This window comes from Aureitalea sp. L0-47 (assembly GCF_026126405.1).
Classification (GTDB): domain Bacteria; phylum Bacteroidota; class Bacteroidia; order Flavobacteriales; family Flavobacteriaceae; genus Pukyongia.
Genome location: NZ_JAFMTQ010000001.1, coordinates 404,157 through 421,152, shown reverse-complemented (window position 1 = coordinate 421,152; position 16,996 = coordinate 404,157). Strand labels below are relative to the sequence as shown.

Annotated in this window: 11 protein-coding genes; 6 read left to right on the top strand and 5 right to left on the bottom strand. The window is 42.7% G+C overall.

Annotated features, from left to right (window positions below; translation table 11 throughout):
* Positions 1-40: 40 nt before the first annotated feature.
* The 3 genes from J1N09_RS01820 to J1N09_RS01810 all read right to left on the bottom strand — a co-directional run bounded on the left by J1N09_RS01820 (position 41) and on the right by J1N09_RS01810 (position 3,664).
* Complete coding sequence (locus J1N09_RS01820) at positions 41-541, bottom strand: nicotinate-nucleotide adenylyltransferase (RefSeq protein WP_265197684.1); 501 nt, start codon at positions 539-541, stop codon at positions 41-43.
* 125 nt (positions 542-666) lie between these two features.
* Entirely contained in the window at positions 667-1,191 is a 525-nt protein-coding gene (locus J1N09_RS01815) for a thioredoxin family protein (RefSeq protein ID WP_265197683.1), read from the bottom strand.
* A 55-nt stretch (positions 1,192-1,246) separates the two neighbouring features.
* Positions 1,247-3,664 carry a TonB-dependent receptor gene (locus J1N09_RS01810; RefSeq protein ID WP_265197682.1) on the bottom strand — a complete coding sequence of 806 codons (2,418 nt, stop codon included), beginning with the start codon at positions 3,662-3,664 and terminating at the stop codon, positions 1,247-1,249.
* A 316-nt stretch (positions 3,665-3,980) separates the two neighbouring features.
* On the opposite strand from J1N09_RS01810, the gene J1N09_RS01805 reads away from it, so the two are divergent.
* The 6 genes from J1N09_RS01805 (at position 3,981) to J1N09_RS01780 (ending at position 11,025) form a co-directional block, all read left to right on the top strand.
* Entirely contained in the window at positions 3,981-4,751 is a 771-nt protein-coding gene (locus tag J1N09_RS01805; protein ID WP_265197681.1) for a hypothetical protein, read from the top strand.
* A gap of 315 nt (positions 4,752-5,066) precedes the next feature.
* Positions 5,067-7,541 (top strand): ATP-dependent Clp protease ATP-binding subunit, encoded by a 2,475-nt coding sequence (locus J1N09_RS01800; protein WP_265197680.1) that lies wholly within the window; start codon positions 5,067-5,069, stop codon positions 7,539-7,541.
* A gap of 47 nt (positions 7,542-7,588) precedes the next feature.
* Positions 7,589-8,038: a hypothetical protein gene (locus J1N09_RS01795; protein ID WP_265197679.1), complete on the top strand. Its 450-nt coding sequence runs from the start codon at positions 7,589-7,591 to the stop codon at positions 8,036-8,038.
* 2 nt (positions 8,039-8,040) lie between these two features.
* Entirely contained in the window at positions 8,041-9,393 is a 1,353-nt protein-coding gene (locus J1N09_RS01790) for a DUF5458 family protein (RefSeq protein WP_265197678.1), read from the top strand.
* Positions 9,394-9,447: 54 nt separating this feature from the next.
* Positions 9,448-10,176, top strand: coding sequence for a hypothetical protein (locus J1N09_RS01785; protein ID WP_265197677.1), 729 nt, complete (start codon positions 9,448-9,450; stop codon positions 10,174-10,176).
* A 30-nt stretch (positions 10,177-10,206) separates the two neighbouring features.
* Complete coding sequence (locus J1N09_RS01780) at positions 10,207-11,025, top strand: hypothetical protein (protein ID WP_265197676.1); 819 nt, start codon at positions 10,207-10,209, stop codon at positions 11,023-11,025.
* Positions 11,026-11,575: 550 nt separating this feature from the next.
* Here the strand turns inward: J1N09_RS01780 and J1N09_RS01775 are convergent.
* A complete protein-coding gene (locus J1N09_RS01775; RefSeq protein WP_265197675.1) occupies positions 11,576-15,604 on the bottom strand; it encodes a DUF6531 domain-containing protein in 4,029 nt (1,342 codons plus the stop codon).
* Between the two features lie 24 nt (positions 15,605-15,628).
* Entirely contained in the window at positions 15,629-16,990 is a 1,362-nt protein-coding gene (locus J1N09_RS01770) for a hypothetical protein (protein WP_265197674.1), read from the bottom strand.
* Positions 16,991-16,996: the final 6 nt, after the last annotated feature.

The following is a 16,996-nucleotide window of genomic DNA, read 5'->3' as shown; positions in this document are numbered from 1 at the left end:
AAGGCGACTCGCCTTCCCTTTTTTTAAAAACTACCCTCAATTAAAGGAAATTACCTTTGGCATCAATTTTAACGCGCATTATTTCATCTCCTTTTTCGAGTTTTACCTTATAGAGTTTTTTAGCACCTTTCTTTTCTGAATAGCTCACAAAGAAAACGTCTTTCACTACTTCCCATCCAGGATATTGTTCCTTGATGGCAAGTCGCACCTCATCTGGCATTTGGAAGTTTTTAAATCTTTCGATGGTTTTTATAATTTCACCATCCTGGTCGTATGCCGCAACAATTACTCCGCGCGGAACACGGAAAGTTACTTGATAGGTATTAAAATTATCAAGGTATACATCGCTCGCAGTTACGTCGAACATCGCCGCTTCTTTTTCTAAATTCCAGATTGGAACCGGAGCCTTGGAATTCTCTACCGCACTCAAGTACTTATAGTTCATCGCCTTTACAACTACTTCATCTAGCTGTGCAGGATCCTGTGCTGTGATCGGAAGAATAAATCCGATGAGTAATGCGATCAAAACAAGTCTTTTCATGACAGTCATTTAATGTTAGTAATTCCTTTTGTAATCAAATAATCTAAGGATAACATAAATGCCATCCAATGATACTGGTCATTGGAGAGATATAAACAGGGGGAACTGTCTGGATTAGCGGAAAGTTATTTGCCAGTCCTGGATTTTCGGTAGTCTTCCCAGGTTTGTTCGAGGTAGTGTTTGTCTGCAAGGTAATTTAACATGACAACGAATTCTTTTGTCTGCCGATACCCTTTGATAATGGTAATGCGCTCAAATTTTTCATTGAGAGCAACATAACTTGGGTAACTCAATTGGCCGTTTAGTAAAGCACCGGTCAATTCATTATATCCACGCCTTCCGCTTGCAACGAATTTAAACTGGTGTCCCTGAAAAGTAAAGGTTTCCTTTCTTTCACCATCGAACTTCACCGGGTGAAACTTTTCATTCAGCAGTGCAACTACTTTTGGATCCTTGAAGGTTGTGGCATCCATGCGCTTGCACCATCCACACCAATCTGTATATACATCAAAGAATGCCGGTTTAGGGTCTTTGCTCATGGCTGTTTCCAATTCGGTGATATCCATCCAGTTAATGGTATCCTGAGCTTCAAGGGTTGCTGCCGGAGTAATAAGCAGGAACAAAACGATAATCAGGGCTAAATTTTTCATGTTCTAAATATACAAAATAAGAGGTTCTTGAGAAATCTGTTGCCTTTAGCTAATTCTAATTTACTCTGCGGCGTTCTTCTTCAGACCCTGTCTCTCTATTCCTTGCTGAACGCAACTCCTTGTTTCCAAAATTCCTTGTATAGGTTAAAGTAAACGTTCGATTACTGAAATCAAATAGGTTCCTTGTGAGGATATTCTGCTCAGGCAGATCGGTACCACCATTGAATTCGAGTGAATCAAAGATATCGTTGACGGAGAATTTAAGGGTGCCCCATTTATCGCTGAATTTTTTCTGAAAACCCAGGTTAATAGCGTAAAACTCGTCGTATCTAGCATTTCCAAAGAATCCGGGGCCGTTATAAAACCCGGATAATTCAGCAGTAAAACTATCACTGATCTTAAAAGAATGGGTGCTATTTGCCGAGAATATCCCCAATTCCTGTTCAATAGGCTCCCCCTGGTAAAATGAACGTACCTCTTGCCGAACATAGGTAAGATTGGTCTGGGTACGCCACCATGGGGCCAATTTGATCGGTATACCGGTTATGATAGAAAATGTTCGCGTATAATCGAGGTTTGCAGCTTCAAAGATCAATCTGCCTGTGTCCGGATCGATACGTTCCTGAAAATTTGCAATGGTAGCATCTTCGTTGGTATACTGAAACGACAGGAAATAGTTTTTGAAATTTGTGTCGAATTTAACGGTGTTAGAAATTGCCGGTTGCAGTCCTGCATTTCCGGAAAGAAAGGTATTGGGTTCGAAAAAGATCACAAAAGGTGCCAGATCATTGAATGTTGGCCTGGTAATTCGTTTGGAATAGGAAACGTTCATACTGAGATCGTCCGTCCATTTTCGGCTAAGAAAAACCGAAGGAAACCAAATTCCGTACTGCCTGTCGACAACTGTACCCTGAGTATCCACGTCCAACTTTGAGTCGGTATACTCATAACGCACACCTGCCTTTGCAGAGGTCTTTTCGTCTATGGTATAATCAGCGGAGGCGTAGGCCGCCATGATGCTTTCATCCAAAACACTAAAATTGGTAAGCGATGGATCAAACACAAACGTGCCACTCACATCGTTAGCCACTGAGACATCGTTCTCAAAATCATTCTTAATTCCCTTGGCTCCCAATTCAAATTTAAAGGCGTCGTCTATTTTATTGCTGTAATCGATCTTACCTACCAGGGTGGAGAGTGGTGTTTCCTTCCTGCTTTGGAGAAGTTCGGTGCGCAAAAACATATTGCTTCCGTCGAAGAACATATTCACGTAGTCTGTAGGATTGTCGAATTCGTAGTAGAGATAATCAATGTCCATACTTATGAATTGATCCTCCGTGAAATCGTGTCGAATGTTGTAGTTCGCTCCAAAATGACGCAAATGGTTCTTCTCTGTATTCTCGAGTGTCACAAAACCGGTTGGCATTCCATTTATGGCGTCCGTACTGCTATTGAAGGCATCCATGGTCCACTTATTACTGAAGGCTGTAAGTATAAAACCGGTAATTGTTTTTTCTGAAAGCTGAACATCGGCACCCAGGCGCAGGTTGTGGTTTTGCTGATTCGGGTCGCGATCTGTTCGAGAGGAAGTAGACAGCAGATCACCACTATCCCTGAACTCGCGGCTAGTTTTGAAAAGCTGATCCCGCTGATCTGCCAGGTATGAATAACTCCCGAAGAGATTGAACTTGTTCTTTCTGTAGTTGAAGCTGATGTTATCATTGGAAACGATTCCCTTACCATAACCCAGAGAAAGCGAATAAGAACCATTCAGGCCCAGGTCGGCATTCTTTTTTAATACGATATTAATATAGCCCGCATTTCCTTCAGCATCGAAATTGGCCGGTGGTGTAGTGATGAGCTCGATAGATTCGATATTGTCCGCACTCATTCCATCCAAAAGTTGAACAATAGAGGAAGTTGGTACATAGCTAATCTTGCCATTGATCATTACAACAACACCCTCTTTTCCAACTACGGATATACCATTGTTCTGCCTGTTAACTACTACTCCCGGAGAGCGTTCCAGAACTTCTAAGGCCGTTCCCCCCGAGGAAACGATACTATTCTCAACATTGATCACCAGTCGATCAACCTTTTGCGTGTACAGGGGCTTTGTAGCCTGAACAACAACTTCTCCAAGGGCCTCCCCTTCCAGCATTAACAGGTTTGGTACGGTATAATCCGAGTTTAAAGTAAAAGCTTCGGACCTCGCCAACTGGAAGCCTACTACAGAGCCTTCCACAAAATAACTTCCGGAAGGGACATTCTCCAGAGAATAGGTTCCGGTCTCACTGGTCACAGCACCTTTAACGAATGTAGAATCGGCTGATTTCATGAGCAATACATTGGCAAAAGCGATTCCCTGGTCGTTGCCATCGTTTATCTTTCCGTTTATGGTGTAAGAATTTTGTGAAAAGAGGAAAAGTGGGGTACAAAGAAATAGTACCACTAGCAGTTGAAGAGGTTTCATACGGTATCAGTTAGAAGTTGTTCGATGCATCTAAGATCTTACCTAGCTGCGCTTTATAGACGAAAGGTAGTGTTTTATGTTACACATTATCTGTATTACCCACCAAAATGAACCGTGTTTCATACTCCCTGTTGAACCGTTACCGATACTCCAATGATTTCCAGCCATGGCCTATTGTCTTCTTTATCAACTGTTTCAGATATAGTTTTAAGAAATGAAGGTGGTGTAAATGTTAATTATTGTGTATTTCATCGATTTATTTTGCTTTTTATCGATTTTATGAAGACATTTTCACTCCCAATTAAATTACGTGAATATGAAAAAAATTACTATGCTCGTTTTTCTCCTAAGTCTGGTGGTTTCGGCTCGGGCCTCGGATCAATGTGGTACGGCCTATCAGGACGCTACTTATGCCCTGGAGCATACTGAAAAAGCGCTTCAGGCAAACAACATTGAACACCTGAAACAATACAGTAGGCGGGCCATTGAAGCCATGGAAAAAGTGTACATGGACACAGAGAAATGCGCATGCACCGAAGCGAACAACTCAAGTTATGATGTTTTGGAATATCTGAAAAAGTCACTCGAAAAAGAGAAGTTCGAAGTTTCGCGGTATTATGTAAAATCCGCTCTTACCAGTACAAAAGCTATACTGATCTCACTCGATTTGTGTAATGAACCCGATCCCACTTACGACCTTGTAGTGGATGAAAACAATCTTATTACACAGGAGCAAGAGCTTTTGGCGCAGCAACAGGCACTTCTGAAGAAACAAAAGGCCCTGGAGGCTCAATTAAAAGCGCAAAAGGAACTACAAGCCAAGATCAACAGAGAAAAAGAGATCAAACTGGCTGAACAGAAAAAGATAAAATTTGAAGCTGAGACCAACCTGCTGGAACTGGAAAATGTGATCAACAGGTTTATCCGTATTATGGATTGTGGAAATTCAGAACCTGTATCTGAAAATTACAGCCGAACCCTCGAAGAATTGGAAGTAGAGTCCATTAATGCTACTAAAGCCTATTATACGCAAAAAGCGAGAGATATGGCAGATCAGCTAATCATGGTCCTTGCAGATTGCAATTAAATTGGTTAATCAAATTGTTGTATCTTTAAAGTAACAATCTGCTCTGGGAGATTTTTTCTCCTGGCATTACAGAACCCTGCCGAAAAGCAGGGTTTTTTTGTTAATCAGCCAACAAGGTCTGAAGGAGATATTTGCAATGACCAACGATAAATGGAACTAAATCAGCGATTTAATGAGCGATTTTGTAGGAGAATGCTCACTTCATCCCATTTTTTAGCCGCTTAACGATTAGTTTTGACGAAATGTTGATTTATTGTAACTTTAATTTTCTCCCCAATTCAATATTTTGTTTTACACTAACCAAGTCCGATGAATATGGCAGACTATACGCTATCCGATTCCCTAAAGCAAGCTGTGCATATTGCGCAGGCAATTGCAAAGGAATATGCTCATTCAGAATACTCTGCAGCGCACATGTTGAAAGCATTATTGCACAAAGATGTAGGTATGCTGAAATTCATAAACAATATCGGCCAGGATGGTTATTATGTAGAAGAATGGAGCGAGGTACGGCTCGAATCAATGCCAAAAACGGCTAAAATTCCTGAAAACCCCAGTGGTGACTCTTTTGTCGATGCCGCATTCTATGAAGCCGATAATATCAAGCTGAAAATGGGCCTTGAAGAAGTGAGTCCTGAATGCCTGCTAACCGCTTTGTGTACTCCTGGAGTTGGATTTTCCTTTGAGCAATTAAAAACTTTTCCTCTTACCCCTTCAGAATTAATGAATCATTTCGGTGGGGAAGCTGGTGCGGCACAGTCGAATGGAGTTACAGCAACCAGTTCCAATGGCTCCTCCACAACGCTGGCTTCCACAGTACAGTATTGTATTGACAAAACAGCAGAAGCTCAAAACGAAACGCTTGAAAAGATATCCGGAAGGGATTCAGAAATAAAAATGATCACTGAGATCCTGGGCAGGAGATCCAAACCAAATGTATTGATACTGGGAGATCCCGGAGTAGGAAAAACGGTGATGATGAATGCCCTTGCCTATGCGGCGATCAGTGACACCATTCCACAACACCTGAAAGATGCTCGTGTGTTCGAACTGGATTTTATCGATCTGGTATCAGGTGCCGGATATAAGGGTGAGATCGAAGACCGGTTTAAAAAAGTATTTACCCAGATAAAGAAACTAAACAAGCCGATTCTTCTCATAGATGAATTAAAGAACCTTACCGATAAAAATTCCGGTAACCAGGGGTTGGCGAATATTCTGAAATCGGAACTGGTGAAAGGTGAATTGACTGTTATTGGGACGGCCACCAATGATGCGTACAGAAAACATATAGAAAGTGATGAGGGATTATCGAGGCAGTTTGAGATCGTTCGACTGAATGAACCTTCCGAAGAAGAAGCCTTGCGGATGATCAAAAATAACGTGAACTATTATACGGATCACCACGAACTGGAAATTGATCCAGAAACCATTTCGGAGGCAATCCGTCTGGCCAAACGTTACAATAAGGAGCGTGCGTTACCGGATTCGGCTCTTGACCTTATAGACAGGACCATGTCGGCTGCTAATTTTATGAAAGAAACCTCTGTATCGGAGATCATGGAACTGAAGAGTAGACTGGATGAGCTCAAAAAACAAAAGCTTGAGACGGAGTACATACTTGCGGAACAAAACTGGATGTATTCTCAAATGAAGGATAAGCTGAGTTACCTGTTGTTCACAGAGCTTGGAGAGGAAGATCATTTCGAGAATATATCAGATCCAAAAAAGGGATTTAAAGCCCTTCACAGCGTGCTAGACAATTTGAAAGTTATAGCCGAAAAGGAAAAGAACAGTATTAGTAAAAATGATATTGCGTCCACAATTGCAAATAAGACAGGTATTCCTACAGGAAAATTACAATCGGACGAAAAAGAGCGACTCCTCAATATGGAGGAGACATTAAAGAAACGGGTAATAGGCCAGGATCATGCCTGCAAGATAATTACGGAAGCAGTATTGGAATCAAGATCCGGATTGAGTAAACCGGGGCTTCCAATTGGATCTTTCTTCTTTTCAGGCCCAACGGGAACTGGTAAGACCGAATTAGCCAAAGCCCTGGCCGAATTCCTTTTTCAAACGGAAACGGCAATTATTCGTTTCGACATGTCTGAGTTCAAGGAAGAACATTCTGCGGCCTTATTGTATGGTGCTCCTCCCGGATATGTGGGCTACGAAGAAGGCGGTCTATTGGTGAACAAAATACGGCAGAAACCTTATTCTATAGTCCTCTTCGACGAGATCGAAAAAGCACACCCATCAGTATTCGATATCTTCCTCCAGATTCTGGATGAAGGGAAATTACACGACCGTTTGGGTAAGGAAGGTGATTTTTCCAATGCACTAATCCTGTTCACCTCTAATATCGGGAGTCAATTTATTGTGGACACTTTCGGAGAGGGTGAAATTCCAAAATCGAGTGATCTTTTGGAAATGATGGGGAAACATTTCAGGCCGGAATTCCTGGGAAGACTCACCGAAATCATTCCATTCTCACCAATCACAGTTGAGAATATTTCTAAGATTTTCAAAATACAGCTTAAAGACCTCTACAAGGCACTTGACAAGCAGGATATTTCCCTGGAAATGACTGATGAAGTAGTAGATTATCTCGCGTTGAAAGGATTTACACCCAAATATGGTGCGCGTCCGCTAAGAGGTGTAATTCGAAGTGATCTTAGATCACCGCTTTCAAAAATGCTTATCTCCGGTGAGTTAACGAAGGGGGCCAATATTAAATTGAAGTTGGATAAGAAGAAAGAATTAATGTGGAACATTAGCAATAACTAACCATAAAGCCAAAAATTTCAATATATTTAACTTAAATAAGCAACATTATGAGCGACACATATGGAATTGGTGGTACCGAAGTTAAATCGGATGCCAATGAGGCGATTCAGGAAATACCTCAGAACAGAACCTTACTAGTAGAAAAATTAACACAGGATCCCGCTATCAAACCAGTGATCCAGGGTGGTTTGCAAACCGTGGAAGAAGTGTTTGAACATTACCAGCCCGAGGTGGAAGTAGATTTTGAAGACAGCGAAGGCACAAGTTCAAAAGAAACTTTGAGATTTAATAATCTGGGTGACTTTGGCGCCAAGGGAATTACCCGCCAAAGCGACTACCTCAAAGGGTTGGATACTGAAAAAGATCAGTATGTAAAGGTTGTAAAACAACTGAAAACAAATAAAATATTGAAGACTGCCCTGGCCGATCCGGAAGCAAAGCAGGCTTTACTTGACTCGATACGAGCATTATTAACCGAAATTGAAGAAAACAAATAAATATGGCTGCAGCAAAACAACAACAGCAGTTCTCACCTGTTGAGAACCCTGCTCAATTTTTACAAGAGAGTAGTGATAAACTTGTAAAATTTGGAGGCTTTGATTTATTGGAGGCTTGTGTAGATGGAGTTCAGAATATGAACCCGGAGCGAAAAGCCAGGAAAAGAATTTTCCTTACAGAATCCTCGAAAAAGGAAGATCGCGAGACTTTGAAACAAGTATTGGAAATTTGGTCGAATGTGTTGTCGAGTTCTGATGACCTTACTGAAATGATAGAGGAATCCGAAAAACGATCTGCCCAAGCAGCCGAATCGCTTACCAAGAATCTTGGTAAGGCCATTGATGCCACGCGCGAATTGGAACGTTCTTATAGATCTGTCGCTTTATTCTATAAGAATTCTGAATCGGATAAACTCAAGAATATTTCGATCATGAACGCCGATCTTGAGCAGATGAAAGATTTGGATAATACCCGATTCATCGATGCTGTAAATGAGGAACTCGTTTCTACTTTTGATCGCCTGGACCTAAGAGAAAATTATGGTCTGCTTGTGATCCCGGGATACCTGGGGTCGAATAAGGTAGTCGAGAAATGGGCGAAGATCGCTCATGAGAACAAGGTAATGTTGGTAACCGATTTTGAACACTTGGACGAACCGGATGACGTTATGGAAATGTTTGAAGCCGCCAATCTAACAGGAGGAGATAAATACCGCTCTAATGTGATCATGTCCTGCAACTGGTTAGTAGGTCGCGGTAAACACGATGAAGTAGGTGAAGAAGAAGACCTGTTCGTACCTCCTTCCGGAGCACTTGCCGGAAAGATCTACAAGACGCTTATGTCTCAGGTAACCGCCGGTAAGAAATTTGGTGGGATGAACGAGGTGGACGGAGTACGCTTCGACCTTAAGAAAAGTGATATCGCGCAAATCGAAAAACTTGGTTTAGTTCCTATGGTGAACGAATACGGTAAGGTAATGGCATTCTCTGCCAAGACCTTATTTAATGGGGACAACTTAGGATTACAAACCTACTCGGTTGTACGTGTGTTCGACTATATCACCAAAGTATTGATGGACTTCCTTAACCGAAGGGCTTTCGAGAACTTTAATGCGAGGACTCGTAAGGAACTTATGGGGCAGATCGTGAAGTTCCTGGACGGTATAACCGGTCCGGACAAGCTGATCGAAGATTTCAGCATCAAGCGATTTGAACAGGACCCGAACCAAAAGGATCGCGTTTACCTGGATGTACATATGAAACCGTATTTCCCTGCCAAGAACTTCATGATTAAGATGGATGGGCAAAAAGGAGACGACGGTAACGAATGGGACGCCGAGTACGAGCAGCAGTAAGAAGATGGAAATTTAATGATCTCGAACGTTCCATCTAATTTTGAGTACAATTAGATGGCCGGAATTAAAAAAATCATTGCTGATAGATTTAAGAGTAGATATGATATAGATATTTACTCTCATGTAGACAGTTTTAAACGAATAGGTGATAATCTAGGACAAGGATTCGACTTTTTCCCCAAAGACAGTAAAAAATTAGAAAATGCACTTCTTGCTACAGGTGCATTTATACTGGATGACAAACGGAATCTTTGTGATGCAGTTGCTTCAGCGGCAACGAATGGCAGGGGGTACAGAGAAAAAGGAGTTTGGCCGGATAAGAGTCTTCATTGTCAAATTGCTTCTAAAGAATTAAAATGCAATATTCACCTGGATGACACCGCATTCCGGGCAATTGGTTTTAATAGGATACCATATTATAATCCGGATCTTGGACAACACATAGGAGATGACCTATTGTGGACAGATAAAGTTGTAGGTAAGGCGTATAAAAAGTGGTATTCACTGGGCTGGACACTCGACAGATTACATCCTATACTCCCACACTCCAGTAATAAGTATAAAAAAATTGGCGGTAGAGTGGACCTATGGAAGGGAGAAAACCTGAGCGTCCGATTAGAGTATACTCGCTCACTTACGGATTTAAGGAGTATTCGTTTTGGCGATCCAAATCCCAGATACCTTGATATGGGTGATATAAAATCCTTTGGCAACGCCATGGTTACAACGGTTCCCAATGAGCTGAAAATGAATACGACATTTAAGTTGGAGTATCAGTGGTAACTATTTCTAGAATTAAATATACACGATTGTATGCCGGATAATTTAAGTAAATATGAACACGAAAAAGGAACAAGTATTCCATTAGCTAAACGTCATTCCCTTTTTGCAAAGGAAGTTTGGAATGCTATAGCCGAGGGGAAAGATCCAAATAAGGCGTATCTAGGTGCTTCGGGCTGGGAATTTTATTTCAGCGAAGACGAAAAGAGAAAACTACTTAAATGGTCTCGAATTGAAAGAGTGTTTGGACAGGAACTTTCAATAGACGACAGACATCAATTAGCATGGACAGGCTATGTGAGGCAATTTGGCCAATTATCTGCTCATCGGTTTTTTAGACGACCATCAGAAGGTACCCGCTCTCTTGGTATCGGAAGACTAGAATTCAATACATTCGATGCTAATGAAGTAATTCATACCGACAATAAGACTGGTTTGGTTGGAACGAGGGAAGATTTGGCAAGGCGCGCTCAATGGGGTTATTTTAAAGCCGGGCCACCACTGCAAAGTGAAGGAGTGGTCATAGGTGCTCCGGTCTATGGTGTCCTCAGACTTATGGGTCGCAGTCATAGTAACGCGATAGGCTGGGCCGAACTGGCGTCATCAGCAGGCCAGATCCTGAGTGGAGGTTCTCGTAAGTTCAATGCGGACAGGGGAAGCAATAGTCGTCCTACAGTATCAAATGATATTCGTTTTTTGGATAATGTAAAAAGAGGAGATAAAACATATCCTAAACCAAACTCCAGGCACTTTAATTCGCATGCACCTGGAAGTGGTGGATTCTTTGTGCCTCCACCGCCAAAATTAATCAATCAAAGACCTTTTTTTATAAAATACAAAGAGGGTAAGTGATACATTCTTTAGGACAAGTAGCTCTCGTGGATGCGTAATTAGAACGATTTGAGAATTTGTATCTATAAAACTTTAACAGATCCCATTTCGTGTTTGTCTTCGTTGCCTGGATAAGGAATTTGTTGAATATTCATAAAATAACTTTTCAACTTTAATCAATATGTAAATATATCGTCAAGTTTTCTTGTTCGATAAGTTCATCATTCCCGTAAATATCCATAACGAAATGCGTATTCGTGAGTGTTGTCAGATTTTTAACGGATTCCAGGAACAGTCGTATCATATTGATTCCACACTGGATTTCCAAAGTTTTTAAACAAATATTAAAGTTTAATTTTCTATTTGGATTTGTCTCATCGATCATTATGTGGAGGAAATCAAAACAAATCGGAAAAAACTCTTCTTCTTTAGTATCCAATTCAATTAAATATTCCTTTACAAAAACCTTATTTAGAAATTGATCATAATCTTCTCGATTCCCATAAAACATAATTTCGCGGAAATCATGATGTTCTGAGGCATTAACACGAATCATTTTTTACAATTTATATTAACCACATTTAGGTTTGGGATTGAGAAGATCATCCGGATCCACTGCATCAATACTACCCGGATCAATCTTGGTATGTGGATCTGCCAAGTCACCACCTTGAATTTTCCCATCGAATTGTGTTTGAAGATTCAAATGCGGACCAAGTTTTTTAACATGTCCAGATTCCGGGTTAATGTCAAAACCAACACGTTTTGTAACCTTCACACCGTCCTTCTCATATACCTGAATCCATTGCACTCCTGATGAATTGGGATTGTCAATTACTCTTACTTTTTCACCTGGCTCTAAAAAATCATTAGCCTGGTCCAGTGCTTCCTGTAAACTAATAGGTTCAAGTCCAAACGGGTCAACGAATAGTGATGTGTCTTTGCTGTAAGAGTATAATGACATACCTCCCATTAATCCTATCGGATCCTGACTAATATACAACCCTTCTTCCGCGGCATAATAACGGAACCTGTTATAATACAACCCCGTCTCTACGTCCTCATACTGTCCCTGGTATCTAAAAGGGCAATCGCTCAAAGAACCTTTGGTAAGTTTACGTATTTTTCCGTAAATATCGTACTCTGCCTCCCAGGTTTTTGTTCCCTTGGAGTCGTACATTTCCACAGGAGTTCCTAAATAATCCGTCACAATGGAGTACTGTTCGCCTGCTACAATTTTAGCAGTAGGCCTAAATGATCTGTCCTCAAACATCCAGGTGATAAGATCGCTTACCGGCTCTTCCTTATCTCTTGTCAGTTCACCGAATTCATCCACTACCCACTTGGGCCTGTTGTGTAACCCATAGCGCCATTCATGTAAGGGTACATTGCCGTCCCAGACCCACCTGTGGATCGTCTTTTCCTTATTCCCCATACGAGGAGAGACTATCTTTGCTGTTCGCCTGCCCAGGGCATCGTATTCAAAAGCAACATGGCTTCCATCCGGTTTATTAACGGATTTTAGCATACCGTTGCCATACCATTTATACTCCCAATTCCCCTTAGACGTGATCTTTGTTATGAGATTCCCTTCCGGGTCATAGCGATAGGTATTGCCATTGGCTTCCCGTAATTTTCCTCCCGGGCCGTACTTTCGGTCACTTTGCCCTTTATCGCGGAAGATATTCCCAACTTCGTCCGGCAACTTATAATCGAACTGATTGTCTTCGTAGCGCGCACTTGCCAGGTTGCCAAAATCGTCATGCGTATAGGTGACCACTCCACTGCTCAACTCGTTGACCATTTTTCGCAACTGGTCGTTGACGTTCCAGGAATAAGTTCTGTGCCGCAGGGAATCAGAGCCTCTATGAACGGTTTGAGCGATCGGCCGGCCCGCTGAATCGTATTCGAACTTTGTTTTTATTCCGCCAGGTAGTACGCGCTCCACCTCCATTCCAAGGCTGTTGGTCTTAACAGTGGTTTTCCATTGTTTGCCACTTTCGCCAACCTCGCCACTCATACCTTTTACATACCCCAGTGAATTCCTTTCAATTTCGATATTGGCTCCTAAACTACTTTTCACCTGGATGCGATCTCCAAGTTCATCATAGATGCTTTCCACCATATAACCGTCCTGGTTTTCAGTAATAATTTTACCCCCATCATCGTAGGTAAGAAGTACCTTGCTATTCTGGTTAACAGCTTCGACCAGGGAACCATTTCCATCATAGCTAAAAGTTTCCCAACTACCATCGTAATGTTCGGTTCGGGTGATCTTTCCATTCAGGTCGTATTCGAACTCGGTAAATCGTTCGCCGGGACGACTAACTCTCAGTACTTTACCCGCCTGGTCGCGAATGAAGTCTTTTCGCAATCCATCGAACCCGGTCTCGTTAATTATTTCGCCCTTATCATTTCTTCCAAAACGGTAATATTCCTTATGCTCATTAACAATTGCAACAAGCTGATCCTCGGTGTTATGTTTGAATTCAACCTTCACGCCATTCTCCTCCCTATTCTTTAAACTGCCAATAGGTGTGTAGTCGAATTTTATCTTGTGCTTCTTCGAATCGAGTGTCTCGATGATATCCTGATAAGCATTGTATTTGAATCGAATTGCACTTTTATCCGCCTTTTGGATCTGAGTAACACGATCCAACGCATCGTAATAATATTGCTGCCTGTATTTCTCAGAATTGTTCGTTTCCAAAACCCGCCCCCAGGCATCATATCGCCAGCTCGCGCGCTTTTCACCATTCACAATGGTTTTTTCCAGGTTTAGATCTGCGTCGTATAACAGATGCGTAGTATTACCTGCGTTATCCGTAATAGTATGCAATAAGCCTTTATCGTTATAAGCGTAGGATGTCATTGCCCCGGAAGGCGCAATGGTGGCAATAAGTTTATCCTCGTCATAAACCTTGGTAGAACTACCTCCATCAGGTGGTTTTATAAGAATAACCCGATCTTCATCATCATAGATAAATGTTGCAACGGTTCCATCTGGTGCGTGGAGCCCTGTTAAATTTCCTCTATCATCATAGCTATAACCCGTTATATTCCCTACCTCATCGATATCGCGGTAGGGCTCCATATAATCGGTGTACTGATGAAATACATGTCCGCCCTCCGGGTCGGTTACCTGGGTGCAGAGGTTGTTCTCATCAAAGTAATAGATGGTCTCATGCCCCAGGGAATTGGTCACTATATTCTTCCCTTTGCCATACTCAATGGTTCCGGCCAGGATGCCGCCATCACCCCAGGTCTTGATGCATTTGGCCCCTGTCTTCTTGCCGTCGTATTCCCAATAGAAGGACTGGCCATTTCTGTCTGTCTTCTTTACCATTAAATGGTTCTCGTATTCCATCTTGGTAGTCTGGTCCAGGGCATCGGTGATCCCGATCAGATCTCCTGATTCGTTATAGCTGTATTCAACTAGCTTTCGTTTCGATCCGTTGTGTTTAGCAGTTACTTTGGTAATTCGGCCTTCCCGGTCCAGTTCAAAATCGATCCTGCGGCCGGCCGTATCCACCATTTGTTCCAGCTTACCCACGGCATTGTAGAAGAACTGAATAGCAAATCCATCCGTATTGCTAATAGATTCAGGACGATAGAGGTTATTGTTTATCCTTTTGAAGGTATTGATTAGATTGCTCTCATGATCACGAACCGTGTAGGTATGGCTATCGACGCAGGTGATGGTCTTTTTTTCCATGCGGTCATAGTAGCTGTCGCCTTCAGCGATGAGTAATGGGAATGTGGTTACCCGTCCGTCCGGCAATCGCATAACGATGGCATCGTCATCGGGCATGAGATGCAGGGCAGTATCGTAATTGCAACTCACCCCGTGGCCCAGCCATCCTTCGTATTCGGAATCGGAATACCAGTTGCGCTCCCAGCTAACAGGAATTATTCCCGGGATCTCAAAATCGACTCCTTCATAAACCATCCTTCCGGTAATAAGATCTACTGGTTCAAAGCCCATTTTACATAGCTTTTTGCTAAGGCCCTTGGTGGCAGGAAACTTCTTTAGTACTGCGTGATTGAGTTTCTTAAGTCCTTTGCCCGCCGCCTTCATGGCACTCCCCATTCCGTAGGACATGGCCAGGCTCATTACAATGGCCATAAGATCCGGAACATAGGGCCCTCCCACCATGATCGGTGGGCCTTTCGGGATAGGTATTGTTGCTGAAGATGGCAAATAGAAGCCGGGTTTCGGTTTCATTTTCTTACCTGGAGCGGCCGTCAAAGGCATTCCTACATCATTACATGACATCACCATAAAGCCCGATGCGCTCATATAAGAGCCATCCGCAACTACGCGTGGACTTCCGAAAAAATTTACTGAATCATGCCCAATAGTGGGAGCCATCTGAAATGGTCCACCCATAGGAATATGAACCTTGGAACCAAGCATTCCCGCCGTTGTGGCATTCCCGCGGGGCATCTTATTGATCATAATGGTCGCGCCGACAACCGGAATGTAATCCATAGGATCCATAACCATTCCCACAAACGGGTGCGGCAGCGGTGTGGGCACCGGGCCTGCTGGAGTTGGGATCATGACTATGTGAATGTCAACTCCAACAATAGGATCCATATGTTTATTGGCGGGCATCATGGGCTAAAACCAATTCTTTAATGATAATTTTCGTTTCTCCATTTCTTTCCTTCTCTCCTCTACTTCTTCTCGCCAGTTCTCACCTTCTACTTCAGTCATAAACTCATCAATCTCCTTGCAGTCGTCGTACTGGCTTTCCTTATCCAGGATGTTGTAATAGTCGTTGGCGATGAAGGTCATACAGGTAGATTTTAGCGTTTCCTTCTCCTGTTCCGATCCGTAGTTATAGGCTTTAATGACCAATTCTTTGTATTGTTCCTTATCCTTTTTCCGAATAGCGCTATAGGCCATCCACCAGGAAGTGAGGGGTTGTTGGGGGAATCCAAATTCGATCGCCGTGTCTGCCTGTTTGCAGAATAAAGTGCTGGCGTCTTCTTTTTTCTTCTGAAGTTGTTTCGAACTGGCCTGAAAGCCATAGCTCTGCACCAACAGTGGTTTGCATTGGTCGTCGCCCGCCTTGACCGATTGCTTAGCCATCGCTGTAGCCTTCATCAGCAGGTCATCGATGGTTTCGAAATCCTTGAAATTGAAGAGCATTCCTGCGTATACGATATGTGCCGTGATGAACAGACTTCGAATACCGCTTGGTTGGGTAACTTCAAGGGCGCGTTCGCCCCATTTGTGCACCGACTCACGGTTCTTATTCGACACGCCTTTGGACATCATCATCATGCACTTTCTAAATTGCACCTCGGGGTTATTCGGGTCTCCGGCAGTGGCGATCTTATTGATGGCTCCGTCGAGATCCAGTGGTACCGACAAGGATTTGCCGATATCCTCATGATTTTTCATCAATCGGTCGAAGTATCGTTCATCTGAATAGTCGAATATCATGAATCTTACGTTTTCCGGCAAACCAAGCTCCAACATTGTGTCCATCCATTTCTCGTAGTCTTTGGTATCCGATACGCTATATGGAAATAGAGCCAGGGTAAGTGCTCTCTCTTTTTCAGACAAGGCCATTTGGAATTGGGAGAGCATCTCGATCAAGAGGGCATTGTTCGCATCCTGATCTTCGGAAAGTCGTTTCTCGTATTCATCTGCCTGCCAGGAAAAATCGGGGTTGCTCTCTATGTATTCATTTATGATCTTCGAATCCTTTCTATAGGCCTCTATCCAATGTTCGGCCAGGGCGCGACTGTGTTGTGAAGCTGAAGTAAAGGGAGTTAACAGCACAATCACCATATCCGGGACGCCACCGTAAGCAGTAGATTCCAGTTTCAGGAAGCCTTCGTACAACCTCGCCTGTTGTGGAATGATCAGCCAGCGGGCAATTTGAATATCGGGATTAGGACTGATATCGGTGTTCCACTTCTGCTGAAGTTCGGTAACCAGTTGTGCTATGGGATTGTGTTCTGTGCTCATATTTAG

Excerpts from the sequence above, each read along its gene's own strand:
- J1N09_RS01820 (WP_265197684.1), bottom strand. The coding sequence starts at position 541 with ATGAAAAGACTTGTTTTGATCGCATTACTCATCGGATTTATTCTTCCG.
- J1N09_RS01815 (WP_265197683.1), bottom strand. The coding sequence starts at position 1,191 with ATGAAAAATTTAGCCCTGATTATCGTTTTGTTCCTGCTTATTACTCCG.
- J1N09_RS01810 (WP_265197682.1), bottom strand. The coding sequence starts at position 3,664 with ATGAAACCTCTTCAACTGCTAGTGGTACTATTTCTTTGTACCCCACTT.
- J1N09_RS01805 (WP_265197681.1), top strand. The coding sequence starts at position 3,981 with ATGAAAAAAATTACTATGCTCGTTTTTCTCCTAAGTCTGGTGGTTTCG.
- J1N09_RS01800 (WP_265197680.1), top strand. The coding sequence starts at position 5,067 with ATGGCAGACTATACGCTATCCGATTCCCTAAAGCAAGCTGTGCATATT.
- J1N09_RS01795 (WP_265197679.1), top strand. The coding sequence starts at position 7,589 with ATGAGCGACACATATGGAATTGGTGGTACCGAAGTTAAATCGGATGCC.
- J1N09_RS01790 (WP_265197678.1), top strand. The coding sequence starts at position 8,041 with ATGGCTGCAGCAAAACAACAACAGCAGTTCTCACCTGTTGAGAACCCT.
- J1N09_RS01785 (WP_265197677.1), top strand. The coding sequence starts at position 9,448 with ATGGCCGGAATTAAAAAAATCATTGCTGATAGATTTAAGAGTAGATAT.
- J1N09_RS01780 (WP_265197676.1), top strand. The coding sequence starts at position 10,207 with ATGCCGGATAATTTAAGTAAATATGAACACGAAAAAGGAACAAGTATT.
- J1N09_RS01775 (WP_265197675.1), bottom strand. The coding sequence starts at position 15,604 with ATGGATCCTATTGTTGGAGTTGACATTCACATAGTCATGATCCCAACT.
- J1N09_RS01770 (WP_265197674.1), bottom strand. The coding sequence starts at position 16,990 with ATGAGCACAGAACACAATCCCATAGCACAACTGGTTACCGAACTTCAG.